This is a genomic window from Streptomyces sp. NPDC055099, assembly GCF_053607685.1.
This window is the reverse complement of the sequence record NZ_JBSGUA010000003.1, coordinates 79,693-94,488: the sequence shown is the minus strand read 5'-3', so window position 1 is coordinate 94,488 and position 14,796 is coordinate 79,693. Positions and strand designations below refer to the sequence as shown.

Genomic DNA, 14,796 nt, shown 5'->3' with positions numbered 1-14,796 from the left:
CCCTCGGTCCGTGAGTCACACTCCCAGCTGCAGTCCGTCGGCTGCTTCCTCGACCATGGCGAGGCCGAGTCGGCTGACGCGCACGGAGAACGGGGCGCCCGCGACGCGCAGCCCCGTCAGCTCCAGCTCCCCCAGGGGTGCGCTGCGGACGGGGCTCAGCGTCACCGTGCCCGACGGGGCGTCGGGCCGGATACCGGCGAGCGCGGTGAGGAGCTGCACCCCGGCAGCCGCGGCGGTGGCCGCCGGGCGGCAGGCAGCGGGATGCGGCAACGGCGCACCGCCCTCCGTGCGCTGCTCCCCCGCGTACATCTCAGGCAACCGGTATCCGAACGTCTCGGCTGCCGCCATCACCCCTCGCAGCAGCGCGTTCGCCTCCTTCTCGTAGCCCGCGGCGGCCAGACCCGCGACGGCGACCGCCGTCTCATGGACACGGACCGCCCCTCCACGATGTCCGAAGGGGTTGTACGCCGCCTCCTTGACGCCCAGGCTCCGCAATCCCCACCCCGAGTCCATGGCGGGCCCGCCCAGCAGCCGGGCGAGCTGCTCCGTCCGCACCTTGTCCAGCAGCCCTGGCGCGAGCACGCCCGCTCCGAGCAGCCCCGTGTCGAGGAGGTACGCGGCCCCGCCGGTGAGCAGCGGCACGGGGCGCCCGTCGGCCAGGCAGGCCGCGGCGGGCCGGCCACCCGCCCGGCCCTCCACCCAGAGGGCCTCCCGGAAGGCGCCTCGCAATCGCTCCGCCCACTGGCGCAGGTCGGCTCCGCCCGGGCGGCCATGGGCGTCCAGCAGGTCGGCGCCGAGCAGCGCGGCCCTGTGGGCGTGGGCCTGTGTCTCGCAGCGCGCGGGCCCACCCGGGTACGGGTCCGGCAGGAGCCCCCGGTCGCCGCCAACCGCCGCGGCAAGCAGCCACCGCAGGCAGCGCTCGGCCGCCGGGAGCAACTCCTCCGTCTCCTGAGCGGGCAACCCCCAACGCCACGCCTCCGCCAACAGCACCGGAAAGAGCAGCGTCGCCTCGACCCCCGTGCACCCGGGCGGCAGATGCGGCCCCGCGTTCCGCAGCGGCCCGGGGATCATGCCCACCCGTGGCCCCTTGCCCGCGAGTTGACGGCGGGCCAGCGTGCGCAGTGTCCCCACGGCGATCCCGGTGCCGAGCGGCAGGGCCATCCGCGCGGCAGCGAGCGCCTCGGCAGGCGCGAGCCCGCAGCGCCATGGCGCCCCCGCCCCCAGGTGGACGTCGGTCGGGTGCCCGGGGTCCCGCAGCAGCAAGGCCTGGAGATCCTCCACGGACCGGTCCAGGAGCGCGCATGCCCTGGGGTCGTCGCCCGCGGCCCGCGCCGTGGCGAGGGAGCGGGTCATCCCGTGCCCGACCGCCCTCACCGGGCCCGCGCCCTCCGGCCGGACGCGCAGCTCCAGACTCCAGGTGCCGCCCGGCGCCAGCTCCACCTCCCAGCGCAACAGGCCGGCGGAGGCCAGCGCGTCCGCGGGCGCCGGGTGCGCGGTGACCACACAGGTGCCTGACGGCGCGGACCAGCGCATTCCGGAGTCGTGCACGGTGGGCGACAATTCGGGACCGGTGTTGCCGGAGGCGACCGCTCCGAGTTCCGCGAGATCCGTGCCGAGCGAAACCTCCACCGGTAGTCGCAGATACCGGCCGGCGACACTGCGCAGGATGATCTGCTCCGTGCCGTCCGCGTACCGGGTCCGCTCGACGATCACGTCCGGATCCGGGCCGCCGTCCGCGGCGGGACGCAGCGTCGACATGAAGCGGGCACGGTCGGCCGAGAGCATCCGTGCCTGCACGGCGATCGGCTCGCGCCCCGCCACTCGTAGCTGACAGCGGGACAGCAGCCTGCGCCCCGCGCGGTAGAACCCCTCGAGTCCGCGGCCGGTCAACTGCCCCTGGTCCGTGGAGATCGCGAGTGCCGGCAGGGCGACACAGATCAGCGTGGCGTGCGCGGGCGGCAGCTGCGCTAGGCGCCGCGGCGCGGGAGCGCGCGTGGATACGCCGGGAGGGAGCGTGGAGCCCGGCACGGGCCTCTGGGGACCCCCTCTGCCGGAGACGGGGGACGAGGCGGGCAGGGGCATGAGATGGCCTCTTCTGCGCTGTCCGCGCTACGGGAAGTCGGAGGTCGTACGGCGATTCGGCCCAGGTACCGATACAGGCACACGTACCGCCACTCAGGTGAACGGGCCTGCCCCGCACCAGGTCACGCCCACCGGACGGGAAGCCACTCGCCCGGCCCTGGCCTCCCCTGTACGGCAGCACGACTGGCACTCGTCCCGCCCTTGCCCTCCGGTGCCGCACACCCGCGTTCACGTGTCGTTCCTCGCCGTGCGACGGATGGTGCGGCGGCGGTTCTGCGGCCCCGTGGACGGACGGTCGGTCGTCGGCCTGCCGGTGGTCGGCCTGCCGGTGACCCGTACGCCAGTGCCGCCCTTCGGGCGTGCGGGGCGGCGGCGAGCAGCTACACCCACCGGCTCACCCGCAGGGTCCGACGACCCCGAAGCCCCCGAAGCCCCGGAAGGCTCCGAAGGCTCCGAAGGCTCCGAAGGCTCCGAAGGCTCCGAAGGCTCCGAAGAGATTGGCAGTTCGGTCTGCACTGCCGTGGCATTACGGTCGCTTCGCTCCGTGCGCAAGCAGCGGCGGATCGGCTCGGGGTCGAGATCTCCGGTGCAGGCATGGTGCAGAAGTTGCGCGAAGGTGTAGCTCGGATCGGCACGCAGCGCCATGGCCAGGGCTTCCTGGCCCTCCGTGGTGTCGCCCAGGGACCAGGCGACCCACCCCGCGAGCGACAGCGGCGCCGCCGCGTGCTCCCCGTACGCCCCGACGCAGCGGCGGGCCAGGACCCTCCAGAGACGCAGTGCCGATGCGGCGACATCGCCTTCCATCCACTCCGCGGCCCGATCGCGCGTCGTACGGTCCTGCAGACCGAGGATCAGCGCGGCGGCCTCGTCGTGCGCGAGGAGCTCGTCGTCCTGGAGGTCCGCCTCAAGCCTGTCGACGACAGCGGGGGCAGCCACCATGCGTGCCATGATCCGCCGGGCCAGGTCAAGCGTGTCGGCGGCGACCTCGGCCTGCCCGTCCTCCCCCAGCATCCGGTGTACGAGCGCCATGCCCGCCGCGTCGAGCGCGGCTTCCTGGTCGGCTGCGGCGACGGATTCCCAGGGAGTCAACCGCGCCCGCATCTCCCGCGTGGTGACGCCAACTTGGATGCCCGCGTAGGCCGTGGCGGCGGCCAGTACCGAGGTGCCGGGGCGCAGCAGTGGCACGCCCTCCGGCGGGCAGCACTGCTTGTTCGGGCAGCAGTAGGTCCAGAAGGTGCCCGCCGAGATGCACACGACCTCGAACACCGGGACGTCGAGCCTTCCGCAGGCGGTGCGGAGCACCTGTGCCAGTGGCCGCAGGCGCTCCATGACCTGCCGGCCGGTCTCCGTCCCGACCGGCTCCGCGCACAGGAAGGCCACGATGCCGTCAGGCCGGGCGCCGCGCCGCTCACAGCCGCCCACCAGGCACTGGGCGAGCTGCTCCGCGATGGGCGGCCAGTCCTCCGCACGGCCGGGAATACCGAGGCGCACCCGGCCGCCGAACCGTCCCCGCTCGCCGTGCAGGGCGATGAGGACGACACTCTCCTCGGGCCTGAACCCGAGCAAGTACGGCAGGGCGTCCGCGAGTTCGGCGGGGGTGCGCAGGGTGACCGTCGTGTCGTCGATGAATGCGGTTCGCTCGCTCGAATTGATCGAGTTGGTCGAGTCGATCGGGTCGGTCGGGTCGTTTTGCTCGCTGTGATTCGTCATGCGCCGACTCTCCCGCGAATGGCCAGGTTCCGGTTTGACCTGTGGATAAGTGCGGTCAGGGGCACGCCAAGAGTTATCCACAGCTCGGCGGACCCGTTCGCCTAATGTCAGACCCATCGGGTTGCATGGGGGCATGAGCAACGAAGATCTGCGCACGGCGGCCGATGCCGTACTCGCCCGCCTCGTCGCCGGCCCCGCGCCCGCAAGCGGCGAGGCACCGCCGTCGGACGGCCCACGGCTGCGTGAGGACCAGTGGCGCGCGATCGAAGCGCTCGTCGCCGACAAACGACGGGCACTGGTCGTGCAGCGCACGGGCTGGGGAAAGTCCGCCGTGTACTTCGTCGCGACCGCGTTGCTGCGGGAGCGGGGCAGTGGCCCCACCGTGATCGTCTCCCCGCTGCTCGCGCTCATGCGCAACCAGGTGGAGTCGGCGGCGCGAGCCGGGATCCGCGCCCGCACGATCAACTCCTCCAACACCGAGGAGTGGGAGACCATCCAGGCCGAGGTCGCCTCCGGCGACGTGGATGTCCTCCTCGTCAGCCCCGAGCGGCTGAACAACCCGGACTTCCGCGACCAGGTCCTGCCCAAGCTCGCCGCCGCGACCGGCCTGCTCGTGGTCGACGAGGCGCACTGCATCTCGGACTGGGGCCACGACTTCCGGCCCGACTACCGACGGTTGCGCACGATGCTCGCCGACCTCCCCCCGGGTGTCCCCGTCCTAGCGACCACCGCGACGGCCAACGCGCGTGTGACGGCTGACGTGGCCGAGCAGCTGGGCACGGGTGGCAGTTCGGATGCGCTCGTGCTGCGCGGCCCTCTCGACCGCGAGAGCCTGAGCCTGAGCGTTCTCCAACTCCCCAATGCGGCACACCGGTTGGCCTGGCTCGCCGACCACCTGAGCGAGCTGCCGGGCTCGGGGATCATCTATACGCTCACCGTCGCCGCGGCCGAGGAGATCACCGCCTTCCTGCGGCAGTGCGGGCACACCGTCACCTCGTACACCGGAAAGACGGAGAACTCGGACCGCCAGCAGGCCGAGGAGGATCTGCTCGCCAACCGCGTGAAGGCCCTCGTCGCCACCTCCGCCCTGGGGATGGGCTTCGACAAGCCCGACCTCGGTTTCGTGGTGCACCTCGGCTCCCCCTCCTCCCCGATCGCGTACTACCAGCAGGTCGGCCGTGCGGGCCGAGGCGTCGATCACGCGGAGGTGCTGCTCCTTCCGGGCAAGGAGGACGAGGCGATCTGGAACTACTTCGCCTCGCTCGCCTTCCCTCCCGAGGAGCAGGTCCGGCGCACGCTGGACGTGCTGGCGCAGGCGGGCAGGCCACTGTCGCTGCCCGCCCTGGAACCGCTGGTCGAGCTGCGCCGCTCACGCCTGGAGACGATGCTCAAGGTCCTCGACGTGGACGGAGCGGTCCGGCGCGTCAAGGGCGGCTGGACCTCCACGGGGATGCCCTGGGCGTACGACGCCGAGCGGTATGCCTGGGTCGCCAAGCAACGACAGACGGAACAGCAGGCGATGCGTGACTACGCAACGACTCCCGGCTGCCGGATGGAGTTCCTTCGACGGCAGCTGGACGACGAGGCCGCCGCTCCCTGTGGCCGCTGCGACAACTGCGCGGGAGCTCGCTTCACCGACGCCGTGTCGGCCGGGGCGCTCGACACGGCGAAGGGCGAACTGGTCCGCGCGGGCGTCGACGTGGAGCCGCGCAGGATGTGGCCCACCGGGCTCGCCGCGATCGGCGTCGACCTGAAGGGACGCATTCCCGCCGGGGAGCAGGCGTCGCAGGGCCGGGCCTTGGGGCGCCTCTCGGACATCGGGTGGGGCAACAGGCTCCGGCCGATGCTCTCGCCGCAGGCCCCTGACGGGCCGGTGCCCGACGACGTGGCGAACGCCGTGGTCGGTGTCCTCGCCGACTGGGCGAAGGGCCCCGGTGGCTGGGCATCGGGCGGCGCCGACGCGCAGCCGCGACCGGCCGGCGTCGTGACCATGTCCTCGCACACCAGGCCCCAGCTGATCCAGTCGCTGGGCGCGCGGATCGCGGAGATCGGCCGCCTGCCCCTCCTCGGCTCCGTCGAGTACGCCGCGGGAGCCGATTCGGCGCACGTTCCGAGGAGCAACAGCGCCCAGCGTCTGCGCGCCCTCGACGGGACGCTGACCGTGCCCCCCGAGCTCGCCGCGGCGCTCGGGGAAGCGGACGGCCCCGTGCTGCTCGTCGACGATCTGACGGACAGCGGCTGGACCCTGGCGGTGGCCGCGCGCATGCTGCGCCGAGCCGGTGCCAAGGGGGTGTTGCCGCTGGTCCTGGCTGTACAGGGCTGACGAAAGCGTCAAGGAGGGGCGCCTTGGGCAGGGATATAGAAGGCGCATCACCAAATACCGGTCGGCGGGCCCAATTGCTCGTTGCCGCAAGGCAGTCCGACGGGAAGAATTGGTAGCGCTCCCCGCGCGGCTCCCCGTGGCCCGGCAGCGCTGTGCCGCGGTGCGCTCCCCCAGTCCGACCCCGCCCTCTGGGCGCGTAGCCGAAGGGAGGACCGTGACCTTCGGATTCGCTCCGTCCGCTGCGGCATCGATGTCGGAGTCTTCGACGTCGGCTGAGATGTCCGCCGATTCCGCCCACCGACTGGCCCGGATGCTGGAGCCCGCGGAGTGGTCAGCCGCGGGGATTCCCCTGCTGCGCAATCCACGTGAGGTCGTCAGCGGCCTGCATGCCCGGCATCGTCCGACGCCCGCGACAGCCGTCGTCGCCGTCCTCGATCCGGAGGAACGGCTGCGGGCGAGCGCCTCGTTCACCCGTCGGCCGAGCGCGGCGGACGGCTGGGTCTTCCGTAACGCCCTGCTCGCGCAGTTGCGCCGGATCATCCCGCACGACCTGCGCCGCCGCACACCGGTGCGTACGGCTGTCCTGCTCTACTGCCGTGACGGGGACGCGCGTTGGACGCAGGAGGACGGGGCGTGGATGTGGGGACTGAGGGATGCCTGCACGCTGCACGGTCTGCGGTGCGGCGCCTACATCACGTTGACCCGTGACGGCTGGCAGGTGCTCGGTGAGGGGCGCGGCGGCCGTCGGCCGAGCACCGGCTCACAGCCCGAGACCTTCGCCGACACCGATCCGCCGCCACCACGCACGGGCGGCGCCGCCTCCGACGTCCTGCGCCGAGCGGCGGCACGCTGAGGCGTCCGCCGTACCACCCGCAGCGGAGCGGGTCACAGGCATGGGCCGGCGCGCGCCCGCCGGCGGCGTCGCGCGAGGCGCGACACGCACGGCCAAGGGCTCACTCCGCCATGCCACCGAAACCGGTCGCCCCACGCCGCGACTTCGTCCACCTGACGACGAACGTCAGGCAGGCGAAGCCGAGGCGCGGATGTCGGACAGCGAGCGTCAGACGCCCGCGCCCAGCATCGCGTTGATCCGCTGCGGGTCACCGCAGACGATCAGCAGGGTTCCGGCCCGGGCGAGCGCCGTCGGCAGTGCGCCGACCGCGGTCTCCTCGCTGCCGCCGTTGATGGCGACGACGACCACGGGGCGGGACGCGGCACGGTCCAGGGCGGCGGCGTCCGCGTAGAAGACGTCGTCACCCGCGTCGTGCTGAGCCCAGTAGGAGGCCTCGCCGAACGACAGCTCGTGCGTGGCCCACGGGTGCGGGTCGCCGGTGGTGATCACCAGCACCTCACCCGGAGCGCGGCCCGAGTCGAGCAGCAGGTCAACGGCTTCCTCGGCGGCGTCGAGCGCCCCCTCGACGGGAGCCGGGATCAGCTGGATCTGCGGAACCGAAGCACCGGCGTCCGTTGCGGGGCCCGCGGGGACACCGGCGGGAGCGACGGAAGGTACGGGAACAGCCGGGGCGGACGGCCCGGGCTTGGCGGCCGGCTCACGCGGCACGCGCTGCGCCGGCGGCGTCGGCCGGGCGGGGCCCGGTCGGCCAGGACGCGGCGCGGCCGCGGGACGCGGGCCGGGTACGGGGCGGGGGGTCGGCGTGACGCGGCCACTGGCCGGGGTCACGCGGGGACCCTGGGCACTCTCGTGAATCTGAGGCTCCTCGGGACTGAGAGGCATGCGTTGTTATTTATCAAACGCCGATGCGGGTGGCATCGGCGGGTGGCACTGGAGTGCGACGGGAACTGCCGGAAGCGTCAGAAATCGAAGCCGAGCTGGCCCTCGATCTCCGGAACGCTTCCATCCGCCCAGGTGCGGGCCTTCTTGAGGTGCCGCCACTGGGGCAGCGCATCAAGATACGCCCACGACATCCGGTGGTACGGGGTGGGCCCCCGCTCCGCCAGCGCGGCCTTGTGCACCGGCGACGGATAGCCGGCGTTGGCCGCAAAACCGAAGTCTGCATGTTCGATACCCAGTTCGGCCATCATTTTGTCGCGCCGAACCTTCGCGATCACCGACGCCGCGGCGACGGCCACACAGGATTGATCGCCCTTGATCACCGTACGAACCTGCCAGGGAATCCCGAGATAGTCGTGCTTCCCGTCGAGGATCACCGCTTCCGGACGCACCGGAAGCCCCTCCAGGGCGCGCACCGCGGCGAGCCGCAGCGCGGCGGTCATCCCCATGTCGTCGATCTCCTCGGGCGAGGAGTGCCCCAGGGCGTAGGCCGTGACCCAGCTCTCCAGCTCCCCCGCGAGCGCAGTGCGCCGCTTGGGAGTGATCAGCTTGGAGTCGGTGAGCCCTTCGGGCGGCCGGCGCAGGCCCGTGATCGCCGCACATACGGTGACCGGTCCCGCCCACGCGCCGCGCCCGACTTCGTCGACTCCGGCAACGATCTTCGCTCCGGTGGTAGCGCGAAGGGAGCGCTCGACGGTGTGGGTGGGTGGTTCGTACGGCATGGCGCCTGACAGCGTACGCCGCCGCATGCCACCGGCGACACCCAGGTCTACCGACGAAGCAGCGGAACCATGACCTGATCGATCAGCTCGGTGAACTCCTCGTCCCCCCATTCGCTCCCGCACACCTTCGACCGGTACATCATCATCGCCGGAATGACATCGCATACGTACGCGTTCGTGGCCTCGGCACGGACCTCTCCGCGCTCGACCCCGCGGCGTACGACCTCTTGGATCAGTCCCACGCTCGGCCCGATGACCCCGTCGACGATCACGCCGTGAAACCGCTCGGCCGTCACGGTGTCGCACTCGTGAAGGACGGCACGGAGAGCGAATCCGGGCCGCGAGAACATCGCCTCACGCATCTGCCTGCACAGCTGGAGGAGATCTTCCCTGACTCCTCCGCAGTCCGGTGCGGAGTCGAGTTTCGGAAGGCCTGCCTGCAGCGCTTCGACGACGAGGTCCTCCTTCGAGGGCCAGCGGCGATAGACGGCGGCCTTGCCGGTCTGCGCGCCCGCGGCCACGCCTTCCATCGTCAGGCCGGCCCAGCCGACGGTGCTGAGCTGTTCGAGCGTGGCCTCGAGGATCGCCCGTTCGAGCACGGGGCCCCGGCGGCGCAGGGAGGCCGTTTGAGCGGCTGCGGCGCTCCAGCGCGAAGTAACCATCGATATCTCTCCGTTGGAGTACGAGGCAGTGTCAGTGAACGGTTGCGTTCACTGATGGGGAGTCACTACCGTGGACGGGACAGTGAACGGGAGCGTTCACTAACGCACTTGTGGGGGACCCATAGTGACAACCTCTCAGTTAGCCAAGGATCAGAAGCCCGGTGCCGCCCGCCGAGAAGGCCGACCCGGTATCGCCCTGACCGTCATCGCGGCCTGCCAACTCATGGTGGTCCTCGACGCGACGATTGTGAACATCGCGCTCCCGCACATTCAGGACGCGCTCAAATTCTCCACCACGGACCTCACTTGGGTCGTCAGCGCGTACACCCTCACGTTCGGCGGCCTGCTGCTTCTCGGCGGCCGGGCCGGCGACATCCTCGGCCGCCGCCGCGTCTTCATGACCGGCATCCTGGTCTTCACCCTCGCCTCGCTCCTGGGCGGATTCGCGCAGGAGCCCTGGCAGTTGCTGGCCGCGCGCGCCCTCCAGGGCGTAGGTGGCGCGATCGCGTCGCCCACCTCCCTGGCCCTCATCACCACGACGTTTCCCGAAGGCCCCGAGCGCAACCGCGCGTTCGGTGTGTTCGCGGCCGTCTCCGCGGGCGGTGGCGCCATCGGCCTGCTGGCCGGCGGCATGCTCACCGAGTGGCTCGACTGGCGCTGGGTGCTGTTCGTGAACGTACCCATCGGCGTCCTGATCGCCTTCCTCACCCCGCTCTACATCAGCGAGTCCGAGCGTCATCCGGGCCGTTTCGACATCGCGGGCGCCCTCACGTCGACCCTCGGCATGGCCTCCCTGGTCTACGGATTCATCCGGGCGGCCGAGGACGGCTGGAGCGACAGCCTCACCATGGGCTCGTTCGGTGCGGCGATCGTGCTGCTCCTCGCCTTCGCCCTGATCGAGAGCCGCGCGAAGGAACCGATCACTCCGCTGAAGATGTTCGCCGACCGCAACCGCTCCGGCTCGTACGTGATCATGCTGAGCCTGGCCGCGGCGATGTTCGGCATGTTCTTCTTCATCGTGCTCTTCGTCCAGAACGTCCTGGGCTACACACCGATCGAGGCGGGCCTCGCCTTCCTGCCGGTCACGGTCGCGATCGTGGCGGGCGCGGGCATCTCCCAACGGCTGCTTCCGACCCTCGGCCCCAAGCCGTTCATGGTGATCGGTTCGGCCCTCGTGGCCATCGGGCTCGGCTGGCAGACCCTCATCAGCCCGGACAGTTCGTACGTGAGCGGAGTGCTCGGCCCGATGCTCCTGTTCGGCTTCGGCATGGGTCTGAACTTCGTGACCCTGACACTGACAGCCGTCTCCGGAGTGGCCCCACACGAGGCGGGCGCGGCATCAGGCCTGCTCAACGCGACGCAGCAGGTGGGCGGTTCGCTCGGCCTCTCCATCCTGACCACGGTGTTCGGCACGGCGAGCCGCGAGGAGGGCAAGGAACAGATGGCGGACTTCATGGCGAACGCCTCGCCGGAACAGAAGGCCGCCTTCGCCAAGACCGGCGAGCTGCCCGCGCCCTGGGGGCACGAGGTGCTGTCCGAGGGGATCTCGACGGCCTTCATACCGGCCGTCGCCATGGCCCTGCTCGCCCTCGTCATCGCGCTGGTGGTGATCCGGGTGCGCAAGAGCGACATGGACGCGTTGTCCGGGACAGCGAGCGCGGCGGGCCCGGCGGGCGGCTGACGGACCGGCGGGCGGCTGACACGCACGCACACGCGTACGTGCCGGGTCGCCCACCGCGGCGGGTCGCCGGTCGTCCACGGCGGCGGGAGAGCGACTCGGCACTCGCCACCGTGGACGACCACTGTCTGCCGTGCTCTCGCCGCCCAAGAGACCAGCGACCCGACGGCGCGCGACCTAGCGGTACAAGGACTCCTCGTCATGTCCCGTGCAACCCGACGAGGGTGCCTTGGGCGGCCGGTCCTCGAGGATCTCGCGGGCTCGGGCCTCCCCCAGGCTGGTGGCGTACCAAGGGCCGCGCTCGGAGCCGAGACTCGTCTCGATGCCCTCAAGGACGCAGGAGCGCAGCGGTTCCGGCAGCCCGTCGAGGGCCGGTGCCGCATCGGCGGACAGCCCCCGCGCGTACTCCAGATCGAACTTCCCGGTGTCTTCGTAGCGCTGCACATTGCGCTCGGCGATGAGTCCGTCAGGTGAGAGGAGACCGAAGGCCAGTACACCAGCGGCCGCGCTCGCGGCAACGGCGCGCGGCAACCAACGCGCGCCCCACACTCCGGCCGCCATGATCAGCACGATGACCAGGCCTAGCCAGAGCTCCACGGCCACGACCGACACCCTCAGCCTGGTCAGGCCGTACGCCTCGACGTACATGTCCATCCGCCGCACCGCCGACGCTACGACGACGAGGGTGAGGGCGCAGAGCGTCCCGAGCACGGCGCGCACCAGGCCCCGGTCCCGCGCCCCGTCCCTCGGCGCCCAGCGCAGGGCGAGGACGATGACGACCAGGGTGAGCAGCGTGGCGAGCAGCAACTGCCAGAAGCCTTGGCGTGCGTACGCGGCGTAGGAGAGGTCGGTCTTCTCCAAGACCGCGTCGTATCCGCCGAAGAGCACGGCGAGCTGCACCACGTTGAACGCCGCGAACAGCAGGTTCAGGACGATCAGCGGCAGCGCCCACTCGACGCGACCGCGCTCCCGTCCGGGACCCACGACGAGCCGGTCCCAGCGCACGGGCGCGGCAGCGGTGTGGGCCGCGGCGAGGGCCCCTACGACGCCGGCCGCGAAGAGCAGCAGACGCCATGGCCCGTCGGCAACGGACGCGTCCGGCATCAGATCGCCGAGCAGCCCCGCGAAGGCGGCGTCGGCCCCGGCGAACAGCGCGCCGAAGACCAGCAGCAGCACGGCGGTCACCGCGACCGCCCGCAGTACGGGACCGCTCCTGGACCCGCTCGCCCGGTCCCGCGCCCCGCGCCAGCCCCAGCCGAGACCGGAGAGCACCGCTTCGAAGAGACCGATCGGGCCGAGCAGCACGCCGGGCCAGGTACGGCAGCCGTGCAGCGCGAGCGAGCCGAGGCCGACGGCGCCGACGATGGCGAGGAACGAGGGCCAGCCCGCGTCCCGCAGCGCGGGCACGGCAAGCAGCGCGAGGCCGCCCACCGCCCAGGCCAGCGTCCAGGGGCGCGGCCTGCGACCGGCCTGTTCGGCGGCGAAGTACGCGGCGAGCGTGGCGGGCACGGCGACGATCAACAGGTTGATCGCGAGCCCGTCACCGAGCAGCAGCATGCTCAGCAGGCCGGTCGCGAGGACCGCGCCGAGCGTGCCCGTGCGCACCGGGGCGGGCGGCTCGGATCGCAGGTCGGCCAGCAACGGCTCGTGCTTGTACGTGCCCTCCGGGTACGCCCAGTCGGGACGAGGCCCCGGATTGCCCTGCGCGGCGCGCGGCCGGGGCACGGCGTCCTGGGGTTCCTCAGTTGCCTCGCCTGCCTCGCCGTGGCTGTCGGCGTTGGCTCGCTGCGCTTTCGGCGGCTCTTCGGCCGGAGCTCCTGCCGAACGTACGGATGAATCATCCACAGCTGACGGCGCAGGATCTGATGGCGCGCGTGATGGCGCGAGTTCTGATGATTCAGGATCTGATGACTCAGGATCTGATGGCTCAGGCGTGGACGGTGAATCGGACACGGGACCCCCTCCCGGCCGGCCCGCACGTGCAGCGGACGGCACGCACGCGTGGCGGGGCCGCCGGGCGACCGGCATCTCGTTGAGGCGCTAGTCATGATCAACTCGCGGCCTGCCGGAAAGAGTAGCCGGGCTGCCGGCGACGGCCCCCGCATCCGCCATGCTGTGGCATGACCGTGACAGTCACGCCGGAACCCCTGAGTCGGGACGCCGTGACCGCCGGAGTCAGTCCGCCGTGACCGGCACCCAGTCGGGCAGCGCCTCGGTCCGCTCCAGCCACGCGTCGGAAGGCTTTCCACCCTCACCGGCAGCGACCACTCCGCCCACGATGGCGCAGGTCGTGTCCATGTCGCCGCCCACCTGAGCAGTGGACCAGATGGCCCGCTCGTAGTCGCCGAGGCCACGGGCGGCCGACCACAGCGCGAACGGCACCGTGTCATGAGCCGTAGTGCGGCGCCCGCAGCCGAGGACTGCGGCGACCGTCGCCGCGTCCCCGTAGTCGAGCATGTCCCGCGCGCGACGGAGCCCCGCCCCCACGGCACTGCGGGGCACGAGGTCGATCACGCCGTCGAGCAACGTCTTGGGTGCGGGCGGCCCTGCGGGATCGGCTGCGAGCGCCGCGGCGGCGGCCACCGCCATGGCCCCCACGACCGCCTCACGGTGCTGGTGCGTGGGGTAGGCGGAGATCTCCGCCTGGTGGGTCGCCTGCTCCGGATCGTCCGCGTACCAGGCGCCGAGCGGGGCGATCCGCATGGCCGCCCCGTTGCCCCAGGAACCCTGCCCCTTGAACAGCGCGGAGGCCAGCTCCCGCCAGTCCCCGCCTTCCCGGACCTGCCTGAGCAGCCGGTTCACGGCAGGGCCGTAGCCGCGGTCGAAGTCGTGGTGCTCGGCGAAGGACAGAGCCAGGGCGTCCTGGTCGATCCGGTCGTGCCGGATCAGGACCGCGACCACGGAGCAGGCCATCTCGGTGTCGTCGGTCCACTGCCAGGGGTCTGGGGGCGTTTCGCGGCGCTTCAGCAGGGGGTAGTTCGCGGGCACGAAGAACTGAGAGCCCAGCGCGTCCCCCACCGCCAGTCCGCGCAGGCTGGCCAGAGCGCGGGCCAGGCGCCGGTCGGGAGAGGAGTCAGCGGTCATCGCCCTGCCACTCTATCCGGTGACGCCGTAGGGCTCGGGTTCGCGCCAGCGTTCGAACGGGCGGTCCAGCGTGTACTTGCCGTCGTCGCCGAGCACCAGCGTCCTCATCTCGCCGTTCCCGGGGTTGGACAGCGACTCGAACTCCGCCACCGACCAGTGGAACCAGCGCATGCAGAAGAGCCGCATGGTCAGGCCATGGGTGACGAGAAGGACGTTCGGCGGATGGTCCGGGGCCTCGAAGCTCCGGTAGAGGCTCTCCAGGAACGCGCCCACCCTGTCGTACACGTCGGCCCCTGACTCGCCCTGGGCGAAGCGGTAGAAGAAGTGCCCGTACGCGTCGCGGTAAGCCTTCTGCAGCCTGACGTCGTCCCTGTCCTGCCAGTTTCCCCAGTCCTGCTCCCGCAGCCGCGGCTCCTCGCGGATTCTCACCAGTTCGGGGTCGAGCCGCAGGGCCCGGAAGGTCTCGTGGGTCCGGCGGTAGGGCGAGACGTACACGCTCACCCGCTCCCGGCCCACGGCCTCCCGTAGCTGCTCACCCGTCTCGTCCGCCTGGCGCCAGCCCTTCTCGGTGAGCGCCAGCGCGTGATCGGGTTCGCGTTCGTACACGGTGTCGTCGGCGTTTCCGGCCGACTCGCCGTGCCGGACAAGGAAGATGCGCTGCGGACGTGCCATACGGAAACCCTAGATCGGCCCCTCCCCCGCGGCTCAACCGGTCGGCCGTCGGGGCTCCATCCGGCGTACGC

Annotated in this window: 11 protein-coding genes; 3 read left to right on the top strand and 8 right to left on the bottom strand. The window is 71.7% G+C overall.

Translation table 11 applies throughout. The features are described from left to right. Positions 1–15 precede the first annotated feature (15 nt). Entirely contained in the window at positions 16–2,028 is a 2,013-nt protein-coding gene (locus ACWFRU_RS08440) for a glycogen debranching N-terminal domain-containing protein (protein ID WP_453685357.1), read from the bottom strand. Positions 2,029–2,310: 282 nt separating this feature from the next. Beyond that, the gene (locus ACWFRU_RS08435; protein WP_453685356.1) at positions 2,311–3,792 is read right to left on the bottom strand and encodes a DUF4192 domain-containing protein; all 1,482 of its coding nucleotides are present in this window, start codon (positions 3,790–3,792) and stop codon (positions 2,311–2,313) included. 133 nt (positions 3,793–3,925) lie between these two features. Between ACWFRU_RS08435 and ACWFRU_RS08430 the strand changes: the two genes are divergently transcribed. After that, complete coding sequence (locus tag ACWFRU_RS08430) at positions 3,926–6,115, top strand: RecQ family ATP-dependent DNA helicase (protein ID WP_453685355.1); 2,190 nt, start codon at positions 3,926–3,928, stop codon at positions 6,113–6,115. A gap of 214 nt (positions 6,116–6,329) precedes the next feature. After that, positions 6,330–6,968: a hypothetical protein gene (locus ACWFRU_RS08425; protein ID WP_453685354.1), complete on the top strand. Its 639-nt coding sequence runs from the start codon at positions 6,330–6,332 to the stop codon at positions 6,966–6,968. 207 nt (positions 6,969–7,175) lie between these two features. On the opposite strand, the gene ACWFRU_RS08420 is transcribed toward ACWFRU_RS08425, so the two are convergent. The 3 genes from ACWFRU_RS08420 to ACWFRU_RS08410 form a co-directional block, all read right to left on the bottom strand. Further along, a complete protein-coding gene (locus ACWFRU_RS08420) occupies positions 7,176–7,850 on the bottom strand; it encodes a hypothetical protein (protein WP_453685353.1) in 675 nt (224 codons plus the stop codon). Positions 7,851–7,927: 77 nt separating this feature from the next. Beyond that, positions 7,928–8,629: a ribonuclease HII gene (locus ACWFRU_RS08415; protein ID WP_453685352.1), complete on the bottom strand. Its 702-nt coding sequence runs from the start codon at positions 8,627–8,629 to the stop codon at positions 7,928–7,930. 47 nt (positions 8,630–8,676) lie between these two features. Further along, a complete protein-coding gene (locus ACWFRU_RS08410) occupies positions 8,677–9,291 on the bottom strand; it encodes a TetR/AcrR family transcriptional regulator (RefSeq protein WP_453685351.1) in 615 nt (204 codons plus the stop codon). Positions 9,292–9,415: 124 nt separating this feature from the next. Here ACWFRU_RS08410 and ACWFRU_RS08405 point away from each other — a divergent pair, with 124 nt between their 5' ends. Then, a complete protein-coding gene (locus ACWFRU_RS08405) occupies positions 9,416–10,972 on the top strand; it encodes an MFS transporter (protein ID WP_453685350.1) in 1,557 nt (518 codons plus the stop codon). A 174-nt stretch (positions 10,973–11,146) separates the two neighbouring features. Here ACWFRU_RS08405 and ACWFRU_RS08400 read toward each other — a convergent pair whose 3' ends face one another. The 3 genes from ACWFRU_RS08400 to ACWFRU_RS08390 form a co-directional block, all read right to left on the bottom strand. Further along, entirely contained in the window at positions 11,147–12,922 is a 1,776-nt protein-coding gene (locus tag ACWFRU_RS08400) for a DUF4153 domain-containing protein (protein ID WP_453685349.1), read from the bottom strand. Between the two features lie 222 nt (positions 12,923–13,144). Continuing rightward, positions 13,145–14,053 carry an ADP-ribosylglycohydrolase family protein gene (locus tag ACWFRU_RS08395; protein ID WP_453685348.1) on the bottom strand — a complete coding sequence of 303 codons (909 nt, stop codon included), beginning with the start codon at positions 14,051–14,053 and terminating at the stop codon, positions 13,145–13,147. 12 nt (positions 14,054–14,065) lie between these two features. Beyond that, positions 14,066–14,725, bottom strand: coding sequence for a histidine phosphatase family protein (locus tag ACWFRU_RS08390; RefSeq protein ID WP_365819660.1), 660 nt, complete (start codon positions 14,723–14,725; stop codon positions 14,066–14,068). Positions 14,726–14,796 lie beyond the last annotated feature (71 nt).